The following is a 17,106-nucleotide window of genomic DNA, read 5'->3' as shown; positions in this document are numbered from 1 at the left end:
ATGATTCCAGCTATACGGAGGCGACCGGCCTGGGGTTTAAGCCAGGCCGCGCGGGTTTAGAATGAATGAAGAACGAGGAATGAGAAACGGGTTTGTAACTACCGCACTTTTTTGATGAACAGCAAAACCAATATCGTCGCGCAGAACTCCAGCGCCGCTACGAAATAGAGGCCGGAAGCCACGCTGCCGGTGGTGGTTTTCAGCGAGCCGATCAGATACGGAGCAGCGAAGCCGGCCAGGTTGCCGATCGAATTGATCAGCGCAATACCGCCGGCGGCTGCGGTGCCGGTCAGGAAGGCGGCGGGAATCGACCAGAACACCGGGAATGCAGCCAGGATCCCGATCGCAGCCAGTGTCAGCGCACACAGCGCCAGCACTGCATTGCCGATGAAGAATCCGGTCAGTATCAGGCCGATGCTGGCCACCAGTGTCGCCAGTGCGCAGTGCAGGCGACGTTCGCCGCTGCGGTCAGAGTGAATGCCGTTCCAGATCATGGCGATGGTGCCGGCAAGGAAGGGGATGGCCGAGATCAGGCCGATCTGCAGGTTGCCGACGATGCCGATTTCCTTGATGATGGATGGCGACCAGAACGCAATCGTGGCATTGCCGCTGACCACGCAGAAATACACCGCAGCGCAAATCCAGACCCGGTAATTGCGGCAAGCGTCGCGCAGCGAAGCATGCTTATGATCGTGGTTTTCGGCAGCCAATGCGCGGGTTACTGCTTGCTGCTCTGTCTGGCTCAGCCATTTGGCGTTGAGCGGTTTTTCCGGCAGGTAAAGCAGCACCAGGATGCCGGCCAGGACCGACGGCATGCCTTCCAGCAGGAACAGCCATTGCCAGTTGGCGAAATGGCCGACGCCATCCATGCGGCTCATGATGAAACCGGCAATCGGTCCGCCCACTACGCCGGCGATTGCGAACGAGGTCATGAACAAGCCGTTGACGCGAGCCCGCCGTGCGGCCGGGAACCAGTAGGTCAGGTAGAGCACCACGCCGGGGAAAAAGCCGGCTTCGAACACGCCCAGGAAGAAGCGGATGATATAAAACGTGGCCGGTGTTTTAACGTACACCATCGCCATCGAGGTCAGGCCCCAGAGGATGGTGATGCGGGCCAGGGTTTTGCGGGCGCCGATTTTCTCCAGCAGCAGGTTGCTCGGTACTTCAAACAGGAAGTAGCCGATGAAAAAGATGCCGGCGCCGAGACCGTAGATGGCTTCGCTGAATTGCAGGTCCTGCAACATTTGCAGCTTGGCAAAGCCGACATTGACCCGGTCTATCCAGGCCAGCACGAACAGGAATACCAGGAAAGGAATCAGGCGCCAGGCGATTTTCCTGTAGGTATCTTGCAGCGCAATCGCCGCATTATTGATGTTGTTGCTCATTTGATGTCACCCGAAAATGGATTTGCTCCGCAGCGGTTGGCGAAGGATGGCGCGGCATTTCTTTGACGACCGTCACCGGCGGCCAAAGTCATTGCTGACAGTCTTGGCTACCGGATGAATCGAGTATGCGCAGTCGATCAGCCGCTGTCCAACAAGAAATTGTCAGCGCGAATGAATGGAAAATCTTATGAGCAAAAGTGGGGCGTTTGGGAGAGATGCGCGCGCACTTGCTGCCGTGCCGGCTTAGACCGGCGGAAAGGGCAGTTCCAGCGGGCCGGACGGCAGCCTGGCGATTTCAGGTCCCCAATTCAGTGCGAATTCGGAGGTGGTTTCCTGGGCGATGCTGGCAATCGTTTCGGTCAGGGCATTTTCCGGATCGTTGCGAAATGAGGCCATCAGCAACAACGCCGGAAAATCGGCGTCGACCCGCAGCAGCTGCAGGCTGCCGTCGTTGAGCTCGCGCTGGATGATCGCCGGCGGCACCGCGGCGACGCCGAAGCCATCGCTGACCAGCCGTATCATGGTCGCCACCGAAGTAATGCAATTGATGTGCAGCGAGCCGCGTTCGCTGTTGGAAAACAGTTGCTCGATGATGGTATGCGGCCCGGAATTGCGGGCAAAGCTGACCAGCGGGAAGGCCGCCAGATCGGACAGGCTCAGGGTTTCGTTGCCGATCTCCAGCTTGCTGCTGCCAACCCAGCGCATCGGCAGTTCGCACAGCTTGAGATTGCGGATATTCGGCGCGATCACCGGTTCCGCCTGCAGCACCAGATCGAGGTCGCCCTTGCTGAACTGCTCGCGCAAGTGAATGGTGGTGTCGCTGGCGATTTCGATTTCCAGTTGCGGAAACAGTTTGTGGATACGGCCGATCAAATCCGGGAACCAGCTATGCACGATCGATTCGATCACGCCTATCCGCAGCACGCCCGAATAGTTGTCGCGGGCCGACATGCCTTCCTTCATTTCGCGCATCAGCTTGACGATGCGTTCGGCATACCCCAGCGCCTTGCTGCCATCGGTGGTTAATGCGACTTCGCGCGCGCCGCGGTCGAACAGGCGCACGCCGAAATCCTGCTCCAGCGTGGCGATGCGGCTAGATACCGCGGCCTGGGTGGTGTGCAGTTTTTCCGCCGTCAGCCGGAAATTCTTCAATTTCGCCAGCCAGACGAAGGTTTCGAGGAAGCGGATGTTCATCGGCGCTGTCGAGAGTCGATCATGGGTAGGAATTCAGTGTAGCGCATTGCCGTTGCTGCAGGTGTTTGCTAATACTTCTTGCTCACTCGCCCGGCAACTTGCCTTCGTCGGTCAGCGTAATGAAACGCCGCAGCAGCGTGCGCAAGGCGATGGTATCGACTGCGCCCAGGTTGCTCAGCAATGCGAGCTCGGTTTGCTTGCCGGCATCGGCAATTTCTTGCGCCAGGTCGTGGCCGATGGCGGTCAGGTAAAACTGGCCGCGTTCATTGCGTTCGCCCTGATCCACCACCACTTGCAACAAGCCGCGCGCCGTCATGTCGTCCAGGACATTGAGCAGCGGCGTATGGCCGGCATGGACAAACAGGCGGTTCAACTCTGCCAGGCTGCGGCCGTTACGTGCGGCCAGCGTGTTCAGCACGAAAAATTCGGCATCGTTCAAGCCTTTCAGAGCGCCGAATTCGCGCAGCTTGCCATATAAATGGAAATAGGCGCTGCCGAGCAGGTAGCTCATCGAATTTTCATCGAAGCTGCCGGAAGCGGAAGTCGCCTTGATCAAGGCTTCTGCTTCATCGGCCAGTTCCTTGCGGGTGGCGATAGCGTAATTGCCGCGCTGGTAAACCAAGGGGGCGATGTCGGAATGCTCAAAATGCATGACTTCGCCGACCATGATGATATGGTCGCCGCCGTCGTAGCGATAGGCGGTTTTGCATTGCATGCGGGTAGTGCAGCCGTCCAGCAGCGGCGCGCCGCCCAAACCGGTTTCGAGATCGAGGCCGGCGAATTTGTCGTGCGCGCGCTTGCTGAAATGGGTGGCCAGCTGGTCCTGGTCATGCGACAGGATATGCACCGCCCAATATTCGGCGGCTTCGAAAGCCGCCAGGCTGTTCGACGATTTTGACAAGCTCCACAATACCAGCGGCGGATCGAGCGAGACCGAATTAAAGCTGTTGGCGGTGACGCCAACCAGCTTGCCGTCGGACGAGCAAGCGGTAACGATGGTGACGCCGGTGGTGAAGGTACCCAGTGCATTGCGGAATTCGCGCTGGTCGAACGGAGAGGACGGCTGGTGTGCTGTGGACATCTGCATTGCTTTCTAACAAATACTTTTTGGCATCATGTTATCAGGCTCTGAGGCGGAGCGAGGGGATTGTTTATGTAGATGCTTATGTAAGCCGGCTATCAGCGCATGCTACGATAACAATCTATCAAGCCTTGTTCTCCCCATTTTTGAAAAGATCATCCGATGTGGATAGATACCCACTGTCATCTCGACGCCGCCGAATTTGCCGGCGAACAGACGCTGGTCGCGGCGGCGGCGCAGCAGCAGGACGTCAGCTGGATTGTGATCCCGGCAGTGGCGCGCGCCAATTTCGCTACGGTTGCCGCACTGGCTGCGCAACTGCCTAATTGTACCTATGCGCTGGGCATACATCCCTTGTATGTGCCGCAAGCCGAGGAAGCCGATTTGCTGGCATTGCGCAATACGATCGCTGCGGCGTTGGCAGACCCGCGCTTTGTCGCGATCGGCGAAATCGGCCTCGATTTTTTTGTCCCCGGCATGGAAAGCGGCCCTCTGCGTGACAAGCAGGAGCATTTTTACGTCGAACAGCTGAAACTGGCGCGTGAATTCGATTTGCCGGTCTTGCTGCATGTGCGCCGCTCGCAAGATATTCTTCTCAAGCATTTGCGCCGGATCAAAGTGCAGGGCGGCATTGCCCATGCATTCAACGGCAGTTTCCAGCAAGCCGAGGCTTTCATCGGCTTGGGCTTCCGGCTCGGTTTTGGCGGCGCGATGACATTTACGCGTGCGCTGCAAATCCGGCGGCTGGCGGCCGAATTGCCATTGGACGCGCTGGTGCTGGAGACCGATGCGCCCGACATGGCGCCTGCCTGGCTCCATCCCGACATCAACCAGCCGCAACAGATTCCCCGTATCGGCGCAGTGCTGGCCGAGCTGCGCGGAATGGCCGTACCGGAACTTGCGCAGGCAACTGCCGCCAACGCCCGCGCTGCATTGCCGCGTCTGGCGGCTCTGGCTTAAGTAACGCAAGGCGGCCGGTTTGCGCAGCGCCGTCATCGGCTTCGTGCTTGGCGTTGCTTTTTTGCAAACAAGAGCGTCATTGCCAGCCGTCTGGCAATTGTGCGGCTTGCTGCTGCTGGCGCTATTGCCGGCCGTGGCGGCTTACAAAATCCCTGATCCATGTCTCAAATATGCATGTTTCAAATCAGCCGCGAACATGCTGGCCGGCGCCTTGTTCGGTATGGCCTGGGCGGCACTGTTTGCCCAATACTATCTGCGGCATGAATTGCCGGCGGCATGGGAAGGGCGCGACATCACCGTGATTGGCACGATTGACAGCTTGCCGTCGCATTCCGAGTCAGGTGCCCGCTTTATTTTTGCTGTGGAGAAAGTTCTGGATCAGGACGGCGTTTCACCGATCGTTCCAAAACGCCTGGCGCTGTTCTGGGACCAGACCGCGGGTCAGGCGCTGCCGGTTCAAGTTCAGCCTGGCGCGCGCTGGCAACTGAGCGTGCGCTTGAAGCGTCCGCACGGCAATGCGAATCCGCATGGCTTCGACTATGAAGCCTGGCTGCTGGAGCGCAATCTGCGCGCCACCGGCTACGTGCGTTCTGATCAGAAACCGGAATTACAGAACCGGCAGCTGCAGGCGTTCGTATTCAGCCCGGGTAACCTGATTGAAGTGCTGCGCAGCCGCCTGCGCGAACGGATCTTACAAGCCTTGCCCGAGCATCGTTATGCCGGCGTGCTGGTGGCGCTGGCGGTCGGCGACCAGAATGCCATCGATCAATCCGACTGGGAAGTGTTCAATCGCACCGGCATCAGCCACCTGGTCGCTATTTCCGGTCTGCATATCACGATGATTGCCGGCATGTTCGCGGCAATCATGGCGGCGTTGTGGCGCCGCTCCTTCTTCACCAAAGCAGCCTTGCCCTTGCTGCTGCCGGCGCAAAAGGTCGCCGCATTGAGCGGGGCGCTGGCGGCTCTGTGCTACGTACTGCTGGCGGGATTCGGCATACCCGCGCAACGCACCTTGTACATGCTGCTGACTGTCGCGCTGGCTTTGTGGAGCGGGCGCATCACCAGCGTTTCGCATGTGTTGTGCGCAGCGCTGGCGGTGGTCTTGCTGGTCGATCCCTGGGCCTTGCTATGGCCCGGATTCTGGCTGTCGTTCTGCGCCGTCGGCGTGATCCTGTACGCCAGCGTCGGCCGTAGCCTGGCCGTGGCTGCAGAAGGAAAATCACGCGTCGCGCGCTCCCTGGGCGTATTGAAAATGGCCGGCGCGACCCAATACGCGGTGACCATCGGCTTGCTGCCGTTGACGGCGTTATTGTTTGGCCAGGTGTCGTTGATCGGCCCGCTTGCCAACGCCTTGGCGATTCCGCTGGTCGGACAGGTGGTTACGCCGCTGACGCTGTTTGCCAGCGTGTTGCCGGCGCCGCTGTCGACCTGGCTGTGGCGTGGCGCGCATGCGCTGATTGAGCAGCTGGCAGTGTTCCTGAACTGGTTAAGCGCCTTGCCGTTTGCCGTATGGCAAGCGGCGTTGCCGCAGGCATGGACTTTCGGATTGGCGCTGCTGGCAACCATATGGTTGCTGGCGCCGCGCGGCTGGCCGCTGCGCTGGCTGGCGCTGGCCGGCTGGCTGCCATTGCTGCTGGATAACGGCAGTCGTCCCGGCGCCGGTGAAATGTGGGTCACGGCGCTGGATGTCGGCCAAGGAATGGCGGTATTGATAGAAACCGCCGATCACCGTTTGTTGTACGACAGCGGTCCCGCTTATTCGCCCGAATCGGATGCCGGCAGCCGGGTCATTATTCCTTACCTGAGGGCGCGCGGCATCACCGGGCTGGACGCGCTGGTGGTGTCGCATAACCACGATGATCATTCCGGCGGCGCGTTGTCGATCATGAATAGCGTCAAGGTGAACGCCGTGTATTCATCGCTGCCGCTGGAGCACCCGATTGTCAGGGCTGCAGCAGATCACCGGCGTTGCCTTGACGGGCAAGACTGGCAGTGGGGAGGCATGAAATTTAACATGCTGTATCCGGATCTCGATCACTATTCGGCACGCGAAGCGGCGCTGGCCGCGTCGAGAAAACACGATGCGCGCAATTCGCACAATCCAAATACGGACAGCTGCACGCTCAAGATCACTTATGGGGAGCACGCCATTCTATTGCCGGGAGATGTGGAAACGGCACAGGAAATGAAACTGATTGCCAGTCATGCCGGACAGCTGAAGGCCGATGTGTTGTTAGCACCTCATCACGGCAGCGGTACTTCGTCTACCGCTGCTTTCTTGGCGGAAGTCGATCCGCAAATCGCCATGTTCCAGGTCGGCTATCGCAACCGCTTCCGCCACCCGCAGCGGCAAGTGCTGGAGCGTTACCAGGCTCTGGGCATTGAGACCTTACGCAATGACCAGGACGGCGCAATCATGCTGAAATTCGGTGCTTCCATCACCGCCGGCACGTATCGTGAGCAGCACCGTCGCTATTGGTATGGCCGTTGACAGCGAGCTGCAGCAATGTGAGGGGATATGCCGGCCGGAGGCGTATAAACGGCAATAGATGGAAACAAATGAAAATATGCGGAAATCCAAATGCTGAAACTCTGTCCCGGTTCTGAGCGCCAGCTCTAAAATTCCCTTTGGAACATCGTTGTTTTAGGTTTTAAATGAGACCCCATCAAGACAGCTTCGCTGTTTTATTTATGAAATACATGAAATAGGCTTATGCACCCGATTTTGCACTTCATTCACGGTAACAGTTTTCCGGCAGGAACATATCGTCAGTTCCTGGAGTACCTGGGCCACGATTACGACGTGCGCTCGCTCGACATCCATGCCCATAATCCAAAGTATCCCGTCACCGACGGCTGGCCGGCGCTGGTGCAGGAATTGATTGATGAACTGGCGGCGCGTTATTCGCAGCCGGTGATCCTGGTCGGCCATTCGATGGGCGGCGGCCTGGCCTTGCTGGCGGCGCACCAGCGTCCCGACCTGGTCAGTTGCGTGGTGATGCTCGATACGCCGGTAGTGGTCGGCTGGCGCGCGAGCTTGTTGCGCGGCGCGAAAGCTTTGGGACTGGATAAGCGGGTATCGCAAGCCAGGTTCTCGGCCAAACGGCGCAATCTGTGGCCGAGCGCCGAGGCTGCCTATCAGCACTTCGCCGGCAAGCAGGTGTTTGCCAGCTGGGCGCCGGAAGTGTTGCGCGATTACATTACTTACGGGCTGGAAGAGGAGCAGGGCAATATGGTCCTGCGCTTTCGGCGCGACATTGAAACCGCGGTCTACCGGACCTTGCCGCACGATATGGGCAACGTGCTGAAGAGCGGGTTCCCGGTGCCTATCGGCTTTGTCGGCGGCGTCGACTCGGTCGAATGCCGGCAAGCCGGCCTGGCTGCGACCAAGCGCCTGGTGGGGAAATATTTCAGGCAGATCCCTGGCGGCCACCTGTTTCCAATGGAAACGCCGGAACTGGCTGCGGCTACCACGCGTCAGATGATTCAATCGCTGCTGGCTTCCCGTACGGCTTAGGCCGGAGGGCTTCCGGGTAGCCGGGCCGCTGATTAGTTGGTAACAATTAGTAGCCATTCGAGGTCCCATGCCCGGCATGTTGTAGGATACAGGGCTATCTCCATCGAATATTGCTATGTCATCAACACAGAAAACCAAGCAAGATACAAATAAGTCCCGCTCTGGCCAGACCGGGAAAAACGGCAAGGGCGGCGTGGCGCATGCGCTATTGCTCACGATTGGCGGCCTGTTTGCGGCCGGCGTGGTCATCGGCGGCCTGTTGCTGGCGTATGCGCTGGTAGTCATGACGCCGCAATTGCCGGCGCTCGACGCGATCACCGACTATCGGCCCAAAGTGCCGCTGCGCATCTACACCGCCGACCATGTCTTGATCGGCGAGTTCGGCGAGGAACGGCGCAGCCTGGTCAAGCTGGACGACATTCCGGCGGACATGAAGAATGCGGTGCTGGCGATTGAAGATGCGCGCTTTTATCAGCATGGCGGCATCGACGTCATCGGCATTCTGCGTGCCGGACTGACCGATATCATGCATGGCGGCGCTTCGCAGGGCGCCAGCACCATCACCATGCAGGTAGCCCGCAACGTTTTCTTGTCGAGCGAAAAAACCTATTCCCGCAAGATCTATGAAATTCTGCTGGCCTACAAGATCGAGACAGCGCTGAGCAAGGATCAGATTCTTGAGGTCTACATGAATCAAATCTACCTGGGCCAGCGTTCCTTCGGTTTCGCCGCTGCCGCACGTACCTATTTCGGCAAGGACTTGAAAGACATCACCCTGGCCCAGGCAGCGATGCTGGCCGGGCTGCCGAAAGCGCCTTCGGCCTACAATCCGGTGGTCAATCCGAAGCGCGCGCACGTGCGCCAGCAATATATCCTGAAGCGCATGCTCGACCTCAAGTTCATCACCCAGGAACAATACGATCAGGCGGCGGCGGAAGACATCCAGGTCAAGACCAAGGGTAACAACTACAGCGTGCATGCCGAATACGCCATCGAAATGGTGCGCCAGATGTTGTACGCGCAATTCAAGGAAGACACCTACACCCGTGGCCTGAGCGTCGTCACCACCCTCAATGCAGCCGACCAGCAGGCGGCGTATGACGCGGTGCGCAAGGGCGTCATGGATTACGACCGGCGCCACGGCTATCGCGGTCCGGAGGCCACCATCGAGTTGCCGGCCGCCGGCGACGAGCGTGACCAGGCGATTGAAGATGCCTTGCAGGACAAGCCGGATAATGACGATATCCTGCCGGCCGTGGTGTTGCGTGCCGACGCCAAGCAGGTGCAAGTGATGTTGCGCAACGATAGTGCTGTCACCATCAGCGGCGAGGGCTTGCGTCTTGCCGCAGCTGCCTTGAGCCCGAAAGCCGGCAAGAATCTGCGGATTCAGCCAGGCTCCGTGATCCGCGTCATCAATACTGCCAAAGGCTGGCAAATCACGCAGCTGCCGCAGGTCGAAGCCACCTTGGTGTCGCTGACGCCGCAAAGCGGCGCTATCCGCGCACTGGTAGGCGGCTTTGACTTCAACCAGAATAAATTCAACCATGTGACCCAGGCCTGGCGCCAGCCCGGCTCGACGTTCAAGCCATTCATCTATTCGGCGGCGCTGGAAAAGGGCTTCGGACCGGCGTCTATCATTAACGACGCGCCGGTATCCTTTCCCGGCGGACCGGGCCAGGACGCCTGGGAACCGAAAGACGACGATCAGCCAGACGGCCCGATGCCGCTGCGTACCGGCTTGCAACGCTCGAAGAATCTGATATCGATCCGTTTGCTGGATGCGATCGGCGTCAAATACGCGCAGGAATTCGTCACCAGCCATTTCGGTTTCGATATCGACAAAACCCCGCCTTATCTGCCGTTGGCTTTGGGCGCGGGACAAGTCACGCCGCTGCAACTGGTGGGCGCCTATGCGGTGCTGGCGAACGGCGGTTACAAGGTCAATCCTTATTTGATCGCGCAAGTCACCGACTCACGCGGCGCCGTATTGACCAAGGTCGAGCCGCAGATCGCAGGCCAGAATGCGACGCGGGTGCTGGACGCGCGCAACAGCTACATCATGACCAGCCTGCTGCAATCGGTGGCGCAACGCGGCACCGGCGCCGGCACCAATGTGCTGCACCGTACCGACCTGGCCGGCAAGACCGGCACCACCAACGATGCTTTCGACGGCTGGTTTGCCGGGTATCAGAACAGCCTGGTGGCGGTGGCCTGGATGGGTTACGACCAGCCTAAGAGTTTGGGCAGCCGCGAGTTCGGCGCGCAGCTGGCGTTGCCAATCTGGACCGAGTACATGGGGCGCGCGTTGCGCGGCGTGCCGAGCTATCAAATGCCTATGCCGGACGGCGTCACCACCATCAACAACGAGTTTTACTTCGATAATTTCACGCCGGGCAACGGCTTCATCGCTACGCTTGGACTGGGCGCCGGTGCTGCGGCCCCTGTCGAAATCGGCCCTGATGGCTTGCCGGTACCGGGGCCTGTGACGCCGATCACGCCGCAAGAGGATGAGAAGCAGAATATTCTCAAGCTATTTGGCGGTCATTAAGTCTGCTGGGAACCGAGATGCAAGAGGCCGGGACTACTCGTTGAGAGTATTCCCGGCCTTTTTGCTTTAAGTCGTTTTAAGCACTTTGCCAATATTTTTTACATTGTCGGTCTTGTAGCATGAAAGTCGACATGCAAATAAATTACAGACATTTCTGCGTTTCAGCGTTCGTGGCCATCGCATCATTCGATGCCATGGAAGAGCTTCCGCTCACCATCGAAGACTTGCTTACCGACAAAGGCAAAGTGACGCCGGATGCTGCGTTTTCCTATGCCAACAGCAATCAGGAAGGCATCGCCGCCGGCGAGCCGATCATTGTCGAAGCTGGCCCGACATCGTTTATTGCGCTGTCCACGCGCATCGCCACCTTAGGGCTGCGCTACGGATTGAGCAAGAATGCCGAGCTATATGGGCGTGGCAGCTATGTGTGAAATAACAGCCGTGCATCCAGTTTTTCGGGCATATCCAATGAAAATAGCAATCGCTTCTCGGACGCATGGCTCAGTTTGAATTATCGCTTTTTGAAAGAAGGTGAAACACCCGCTTTGCTTGGCTTTGTTGAGATGGCGTTGACAGAACGATTGAAGGAAAACAGCGCTGCCGCAAGTCATGGATGGCCGGCAGCGCGATAAGCCAGGAAATTTTTCCTGCTTAATCCATCGCTTGCCTTTGCCGTCAATGACCGGGTAACCCTCACCGGCGGCGCGCCACCACTGACCTGACTTTCGGTCTTGCCTATGGGTTGTCAGCAGCAAGCACCTTGAGTCCCCCGGGATCTACCAATGCATCGGGCAATAGAGGTTCCAGCATTCGCACTAATTTTCTCCGCACTTTCGACAAAGTATCCAGTTTCGCTTCTCAACCCACCTTTAAAAAGGGGAACTCACCATGAAGAAACTTGTACTCGCAATGAGTTTTAGCGTTGTTGTCATCTCGCCGGTGATGGCGATGCAGGAAAATGAAGCACGTCTTGATGACGTACAACAGATATTTCGAACAGATAGTCTGCCATTGGAATTGGCGCTGCTGTCTCATCAAGAAATGAAGGAGACTGAAGGGGCGGTGTTTCCTGTGGCGGTGGTTGGCGCCATTGGTGGCGCTGCATTTAGTAGCGCTGTATATGTCGCCGGTAATTGGGGAAATCTGACATGGGCAGGTGCGGGGATTGCGGCCGGAACGGGGGCATTGATAGGATCCGGTGGCGGGGCTTTAATGGCGGCGTCCGGTGGGGGATGGGCTGCAAATATAGCATGGCGGCCAGCTATGATGGCAGCAAACTATAGCTTGCAAATAATAGGCAATGGCGCAATTGAAAAAACTCGTTATCGGATGTATGAGTAGTCTTCGCTACTTGCCTAAATAATTGGAAAATCAATTTTTATGCTTGAACTAATAAGCGGCTTTGTTGGTGGCGCATTAGCGGAATATTTTCGGTCCCGTAGAACTTCAAAGAAGAAGGTATTTATTGTTTTCTTTTTTTTGTCTACAAGTGTGCTAACCATGGTGGGTCTTTGGGTTCGACCTGATGAAAAGTTTTTTAACTTGATGCTTGCAATCGCTCTGAGTCTAGCTGTGGCAACACTAATGGTCGCTGTCCTGATGCTCGATGAGATGCTGGAAATAAGAAAAAAGAAGAAGGCCGAAAAGAGACCGGACTAATATTATTTTTCTTGGGGGGGAATTATGAACGCCAACTTATTCATAATCTTGAACGCCTTTTTTATGTTCTGGCTTGCAATAAATGTAATTCCAAAGTTCATAGGGAAAAAATATTCCTCGGAATTATTGTTGGCGATAATTTTGTTTTTTACAATTTTTCATTTTTTTAACCCAAGTCCATTTGAAACATCCGAACGGATGCTGCGTGGTTTTGGATATGGATTGGTGGTTATTGTTTTTGGCATATTTGTTGCGTTCTCTAAAGAGAAATCGGAAAAAAAGAAACTGCAAAATGATCCATACCGAAAAAAATGATATTTCATATCCGGCTTTTCTGGATGCCTTCGACAAAATATCCCATTCCACTTTTCAATCCACCTTTAAATGGAAGAGGCAAAGAACTGGACTAGTATTGAGGTGATTTCGCTGCTGATGTACACCAGTTCAGTTTTCGCAGCAGAAGCTATTCGTATTCACACCACAAGTACAAACGGCGCAATCCCAATTCACAGCTGAAAGACTTTACGCGACGCTCGCATCGTCAAGAAAAATTTTGATCACTCCTGCGGCTCAGCGCCGATACTGTCTGGTTGGACGATTCTTCTGTGGGGGGATTACCCATCACTGCAATCGTTGCGTAATTTGCCTCCTTGAATCTTAGGTCGCAAACCTGAAAATTACGATTTCTGCGCAAACCGCGCATTCATTGCGCCCAGGTGCGCTGCAAAATCTGCTGCTGCAGATGCACCGCCGCCAAGGTGCCGTAGACGCGCCCGCCCATCGCCTCGCTGCGGCTGGCGATAAACGCTTCCGCGATTGCCGCCGGCGCATGCTGCAACATCAAGGCGCCCTGGACCGTCAGCACCAGGCGCTGCACAAAGCGGCGTCCCAGCATCTCGCGCTGTTCAGGCGGAGTCGCCAGATCCTTCAGCAAATCGTCCAGCATGCTGCGCAAGCCGGGATGATCGTGCGCCACCTCAGCCAGTTGCTCCAGCAGCAAGCCGAAGCCGGCCGGCTCGCGTTCAATCGCGCGCAGCACGTCCAGGCACATCACGTTGCCGGAACCTTCCCAGATCGAATTGACCGGCGCCTCCCGGTAAAAGCGCGCCATCGGTGCGGCTTCGACGTAGCCGTTGCCGCCCCAGACTTCCATGCATTCGCCGGTGAATTCCAGCGCCCGTTTGCAAATCCAGAATTTGGCGGCGGGTGTGACGATGCGGCGCCAGGCGCGTTGCAGCGGATCGTCGGCTTGTTCGAAAGCGCTCGCCAGCTGCAGCATCAGCAGCGTTGCCGCTTCACTTTCCAGCGCCAGGTCGGACAACACGTTTTGCATCAGCGGCTGTTCCGCCAGGAGGCGGCCGAAAGCGCTGCGGTGGCGCGCGTGGTGCAGCGCTTGCACCAGTGCCTGGCGCATCAGGCCGGCGGCACCGATGACGCAATCGAGGCGCGTGTGGTTGGCCATTTCGATAATGGTCGGGATGCCGCGGCCTTCGTCGCCGACCATGATGCCGAAGGCATTCCGGAATTCCACCTCGCTGCTGGAATTGGAGCGATTGCCGAGTTTGTTTTTCAAACGCTGGATCTGCACCGGATTCTTACTGCCATCCGGCCGCCAGCGCGGTACGAAAAAGCAGCTCAAGCCCATTTCTGTGCGCGCCAGCATCATGTGCGCATCGCACATGGGCGCGGAGAAAAACCATTTGTGGCCGGTCAGCAGGTAACCGGCGCCGCGGCCGCTACCGCCTGCCAGCGGTGTCGCTGCGGTCGTGTTGCTGCGCACATCGGAGCCGCCTTGTTTTTCCGTCATGCCCATGCCGATCAGGATAGAGTTTTTGTGATCCAGAGGCAGGTCGCGGCTATCATGTTCACATGACAACAGTTTCGCCTGCAAAGCGGCAAACAGCGCCGGTTCTTGCTGCAATACCGGGATCGAGGCAAATGTCATGGTGGTTGGGCAAAGCGATCCGGCTTCGACCTGGGCGTGCAGGAAATAGCCAGCCGCCCGCGCCACATGGCTGCCGCTTTGCGGCTTGATCCAGGGCAGGGCGTGCAAGCCCTCCCGCCGCAGCAAGCCCAGCAAGGCATGCCAGGCCGGATGGAAATCGACCACATCGATGCGGTTGCCGAGGCGGTCGAAGGTATTCAGTTCGGGCTGGTGGCGGTTCGCCAGCTCAGCCAGTTGCCAGGTTTCCTTGCTGCCCAGTTCGGCGCCGTAGCGTGCCAGCTGGCCGGCGTGCCACTGCCCATGCAGGCGCTTGACGCCAGCCTGCAGGATGGTGTCGTCCAGAAACAGATTGTTGCCATACAGCTCAGGCACCTGATTTGTCACTTCATGGATTTGCCCTGGCATGATTGGTCTCCTGAGATTGTTGTGCCGGATGGTTCGACTTTACCTCTTTCGACTTTACCTCTTGTCCCGGTTCTCAGGGCAATGCTGCCCCGCATTTATTTAGAGACCATACTCAATCTCATCGTTCCCCTGCTTTCCTCCCCGATTAAGCCCGGAACGCCGGGTGGCGATAAGGCGGAATCGGCCGCCAAGTTTAAAAACCGTGCTAATTGCGTCTGTCAGGTAAAATGCTGTTTGTATTTCACAACCTGCAGCCCATATTCGTCGCCTATGTCCTACCAAGTTCTCGCCCGTAAATATCGCCCCAGAAGTTTCGATACGCTGGTCGGCCAGGAACACGTCGTTAGGGCCTTGACGCATGCCTTGGAGCAGCAGCGTTTGCACCACGCCTATCTGTTCACCGGCACCCGCGGTGTCGGCAAGACTACTTTGTCGCGGATCCTGGCGAAATCGCTGAATTGCATCGGGGCCGACGGCAACGGCGGCATCACCGCCGCACCGTGCGGTGTGTGCGAAGCATGCGTGGCGATCGATGCCGGGCGTTTCGTCGATTATATCGAGATGGATGCGGCGTCGAACCGCGGCGTCGACGAAATGGCGCAGCTGCTGGAACAAGCTGTCTATGCACCGTCGAATGCGCGCTTCAAGGTCTACATGATCGATGAAGTGCACATGCTGACCAACCATGCCTTCAACTCGATGCTGAAGACGCTGGAAGAGCCGCCGGAACATGTCAAATTCATCCTGGCTACCACCGATCCGCAAAAAATTCCGGTAACGGTGCTGTCGCGCTGCTTGCAGTTCAACCTGAAGCAGATGCCGCCTGGCCATATCATCGGCCATCTGGATAATATCCTGGGCCAGGAACAAATCGAATTCGAAACGCCGGCTTTACGTTTGCTGGCGCAAGGCGCGCACGGCTCGATGCGCGATGCGCTGTCGCTGACCGATCAGGCGATCGCCTATGCTGCCGGCAAAGTGACCTTGGAAGCAGTGCAAGGCATGCTGGGCGCGCTCGATCAGTCGTATCTGATCCGCGTGCTCGATGCGCTGGCGCAAAAGGACGGTCCCGGTTTGCTGGCGGTCGCCGACGACATGGCCAGCCGCAGCCTGTCATATAACGCTGCGCTGCAGGACCTGGGCACTTTGCTGCATCGGGTAGCCTTGGCGCAAAGCGTTCCCGCCGCCTTGGCCGACGATTTGCCGGAACGCGAAGAAGTGATACGGCTGGCGGCCTTGTTCGATGCCGAGGAAGTACAACTGTTTTACCAGATCGCCGTACATGGCCGTAATGAACTGGGATTGGCGCCGGACGAATATGCCGGTTTTTCGATGACCTTGCTGCGCATGCTGGCATTCCGGCCGCAAGCCGACGGCAGCACGGTAGCGCCGCCGCCAGTCGGCCGGCCACGGCCTCAGGTGAGCACCGCGCCGGCGCCGCAGCCGGCTCCTGCATCCAGGCCGGCCGCGGCGCAAGCTGCGGCAGCACCCACGGCCGCGCGCTTGAGCAGCGCTCCGCAGACAGTCAGCACCAGCGCGCCGGTAGCGCGTCCGGATACGAGCGCCATGAGTCCGGCAAGAGCTGCGCTGGAAGCGGCGCGCGCTGCTGCATCTTCCCGCAAGGGCGGCGCCGCCGCGCGACCGCAGCCAAGCCAGGCGCAGGCGGCGCCGGCCAGCCAGCCAGCCGAGGTGCAAGCCAAGCCTGCAGCGCCGGCTTATGTGCAGCAGGCAGCGCAAAATTCTTCCGTGCCGCCTTGGGAAGAAGAGATCCCTCTGCCCATGGATTTGCCAGATACCGAATTTTCCAGTTCGGCGGCTGAAAAAAAAACTGAATCGTACGCACAATTCGCAGCTCCGCGCGCCTCTGCAGCCGCCGGCGGAGTGAACGGGGCGGCAAACGGGGCGGCAAACAATAACCGTCAGACTGCGCGCCCCGAAGCTGTTGTCCCGCAGCCTGCGGCTCCGCTAGAACCGTTGCCGCCACTGGTCCTGCAGCCCGATCCGAACCTGAACTGGGACGGCAACTGGCCGTTGCTGGCCGCCAACCTGGCGGTACGCGGCGTAGCGCATCAGCTGGCGCAGCAGAGCGAACTGATCAAATCCGACAGCAGCGGCGCGGCAGTCCAATTCCATCTGCGGATTCCTTTCGATACCTTGCGCTCGGCCGGCAGCGTTGATAAGTTGGAAGTAGCGCTGACCGAGCATTTCGGCCGTAATGTAAAAGTGGAAACCGAGCTCGGCCCGGTCCGCCATACCGCTAACGCCCAGGCAATGGCGGCGCAGGCAGAACGGCAGCGGCTGGCGGAACAGACTGCGCAAAACGACCCTTTCATTCAGAGCATGATGCGCGAATTCGGCGCTTCGATTGTGCCTGGATCGATCAAGCCTCTGGGGTAATCAATTTTTTTTGTA

Annotated in this window: 13 protein-coding genes; 9 read left to right on the top strand and 4 right to left on the bottom strand. The window is 58.1% G+C overall.

Annotation, left to right across the window (positions count from 1 at the left end; all coding sequences use genetic code 11):
* Positions 1–98 precede the first annotated feature (98 nt).
* The 3 genes from BLV81_RS12865 to BLV81_RS12855 form a co-directional block, all read right to left on the bottom strand.
* Positions 99–1,385: an MFS transporter gene (locus BLV81_RS12865; RefSeq protein ID WP_092356662.1), complete on the bottom strand. Its 1,287-nt coding sequence runs from the start codon at positions 1,383–1,385 to the stop codon at positions 99–101.
* A 243-nt stretch (positions 1,386–1,628) separates the two neighbouring features.
* Complete coding sequence (locus BLV81_RS12860) at positions 1,629–2,579, bottom strand: LysR family transcriptional regulator (protein ID WP_092356660.1); 951 nt, start codon at positions 2,577–2,579, stop codon at positions 1,629–1,631.
* Positions 2,580–2,661: 82 nt separating this feature from the next.
* Positions 2,662–3,660, bottom strand: a complete 999-nt coding sequence (locus BLV81_RS12855; RefSeq protein ID WP_176992833.1) for a flavin reductase — start codon at positions 3,658–3,660, stop codon at positions 2,662–2,664.
* Between the two features lie 162 nt (positions 3,661–3,822).
* On the opposite strand from BLV81_RS12855, the gene BLV81_RS12850 reads away from it, so the two are divergent.
* From BLV81_RS12850 to BLV81_RS23650, 8 genes are all read left to right on the top strand, one after another.
* On the top strand, positions 3,823–4,620 hold the full coding sequence (locus BLV81_RS12850; protein ID WP_092356654.1) for a TatD family hydrolase: 798 nt from the start codon (positions 3,823–3,825) through the stop codon (positions 4,618–4,620).
* A gap of 19 nt (positions 4,621–4,639) precedes the next feature.
* Positions 4,640–7,111: a DNA internalization-related competence protein ComEC/Rec2 gene (locus BLV81_RS12845; RefSeq protein ID WP_092356651.1), complete on the top strand. Its 2,472-nt coding sequence runs from the start codon at positions 4,640–4,642 to the stop codon at positions 7,109–7,111.
* A gap of 222 nt (positions 7,112–7,333) precedes the next feature.
* Positions 7,334–8,137 (top strand): alpha/beta fold hydrolase, encoded by an 804-nt coding sequence (locus BLV81_RS12840; RefSeq protein ID WP_092356648.1) that lies wholly within the window; start codon positions 7,334–7,336, stop codon positions 8,135–8,137.
* Between the two features lie 115 nt (positions 8,138–8,252).
* Positions 8,253–10,685, top strand: coding sequence for a penicillin-binding protein 1A (locus BLV81_RS12835; RefSeq protein WP_092356645.1), 2,433 nt, complete (start codon positions 8,253–8,255; stop codon positions 10,683–10,685).
* Between the two features lie 170 nt (positions 10,686–10,855).
* On the top strand, positions 10,856–11,116 hold the full coding sequence (locus BLV81_RS12830) for a hypothetical protein (protein WP_143036330.1): 261 nt from the start codon (positions 10,856–10,858) through the stop codon (positions 11,114–11,116).
* Positions 11,117–11,573: 457 nt separating this feature from the next.
* Entirely contained in the window at positions 11,574–12,026 is a 453-nt protein-coding gene (locus BLV81_RS12825) for a hypothetical protein (RefSeq protein ID WP_092356639.1), read from the top strand.
* Between the two features lie 39 nt (positions 12,027–12,065).
* Positions 12,066–12,344, top strand: a complete 279-nt coding sequence (locus BLV81_RS12820) for a hypothetical protein (protein ID WP_092356636.1) — start codon at positions 12,066–12,068, stop codon at positions 12,342–12,344.
* Positions 12,345–12,368: 24 nt separating this feature from the next.
* Positions 12,369–12,659 (top strand): hypothetical protein, encoded by a 291-nt coding sequence (locus tag BLV81_RS23650; protein WP_143036329.1) that lies wholly within the window; start codon positions 12,369–12,371, stop codon positions 12,657–12,659.
* 388 nt (positions 12,660–13,047) lie between these two features.
* Here the strand turns inward: BLV81_RS23650 and BLV81_RS12810 are convergent, their stop codons facing one another.
* The gene (locus BLV81_RS12810) at positions 13,048–14,694 is read right to left on the bottom strand and encodes an isovaleryl-CoA dehydrogenase (RefSeq protein WP_092356630.1); all 1,647 of its coding nucleotides are present in this window, start codon (positions 14,692–14,694) and stop codon (positions 13,048–13,050) included.
* Positions 14,695–14,964: 270 nt separating this feature from the next.
* On the opposite strand from BLV81_RS12810, the gene BLV81_RS12805 reads away from it, so the two are divergent.
* Positions 14,965–17,091 carry a DNA polymerase III subunit gamma/tau gene (locus BLV81_RS12805; protein WP_092356627.1) on the top strand — a complete coding sequence of 709 codons (2,127 nt, stop codon included), beginning with the start codon at positions 14,965–14,967 and terminating at the stop codon, positions 17,089–17,091.
* Positions 17,092–17,106 lie beyond the last annotated feature (15 nt).

This window comes from Collimonas sp. OK242, assembly GCF_900107095.1.
Classification (GTDB): Bacteria; Pseudomonadota; Gammaproteobacteria; order Burkholderiales; family Burkholderiaceae_D; genus Collimonas.
The sequence above is the reverse complement of the archived record's forward strand: the minus strand, read 5'-3'. Positions and strand labels throughout refer to the sequence as shown.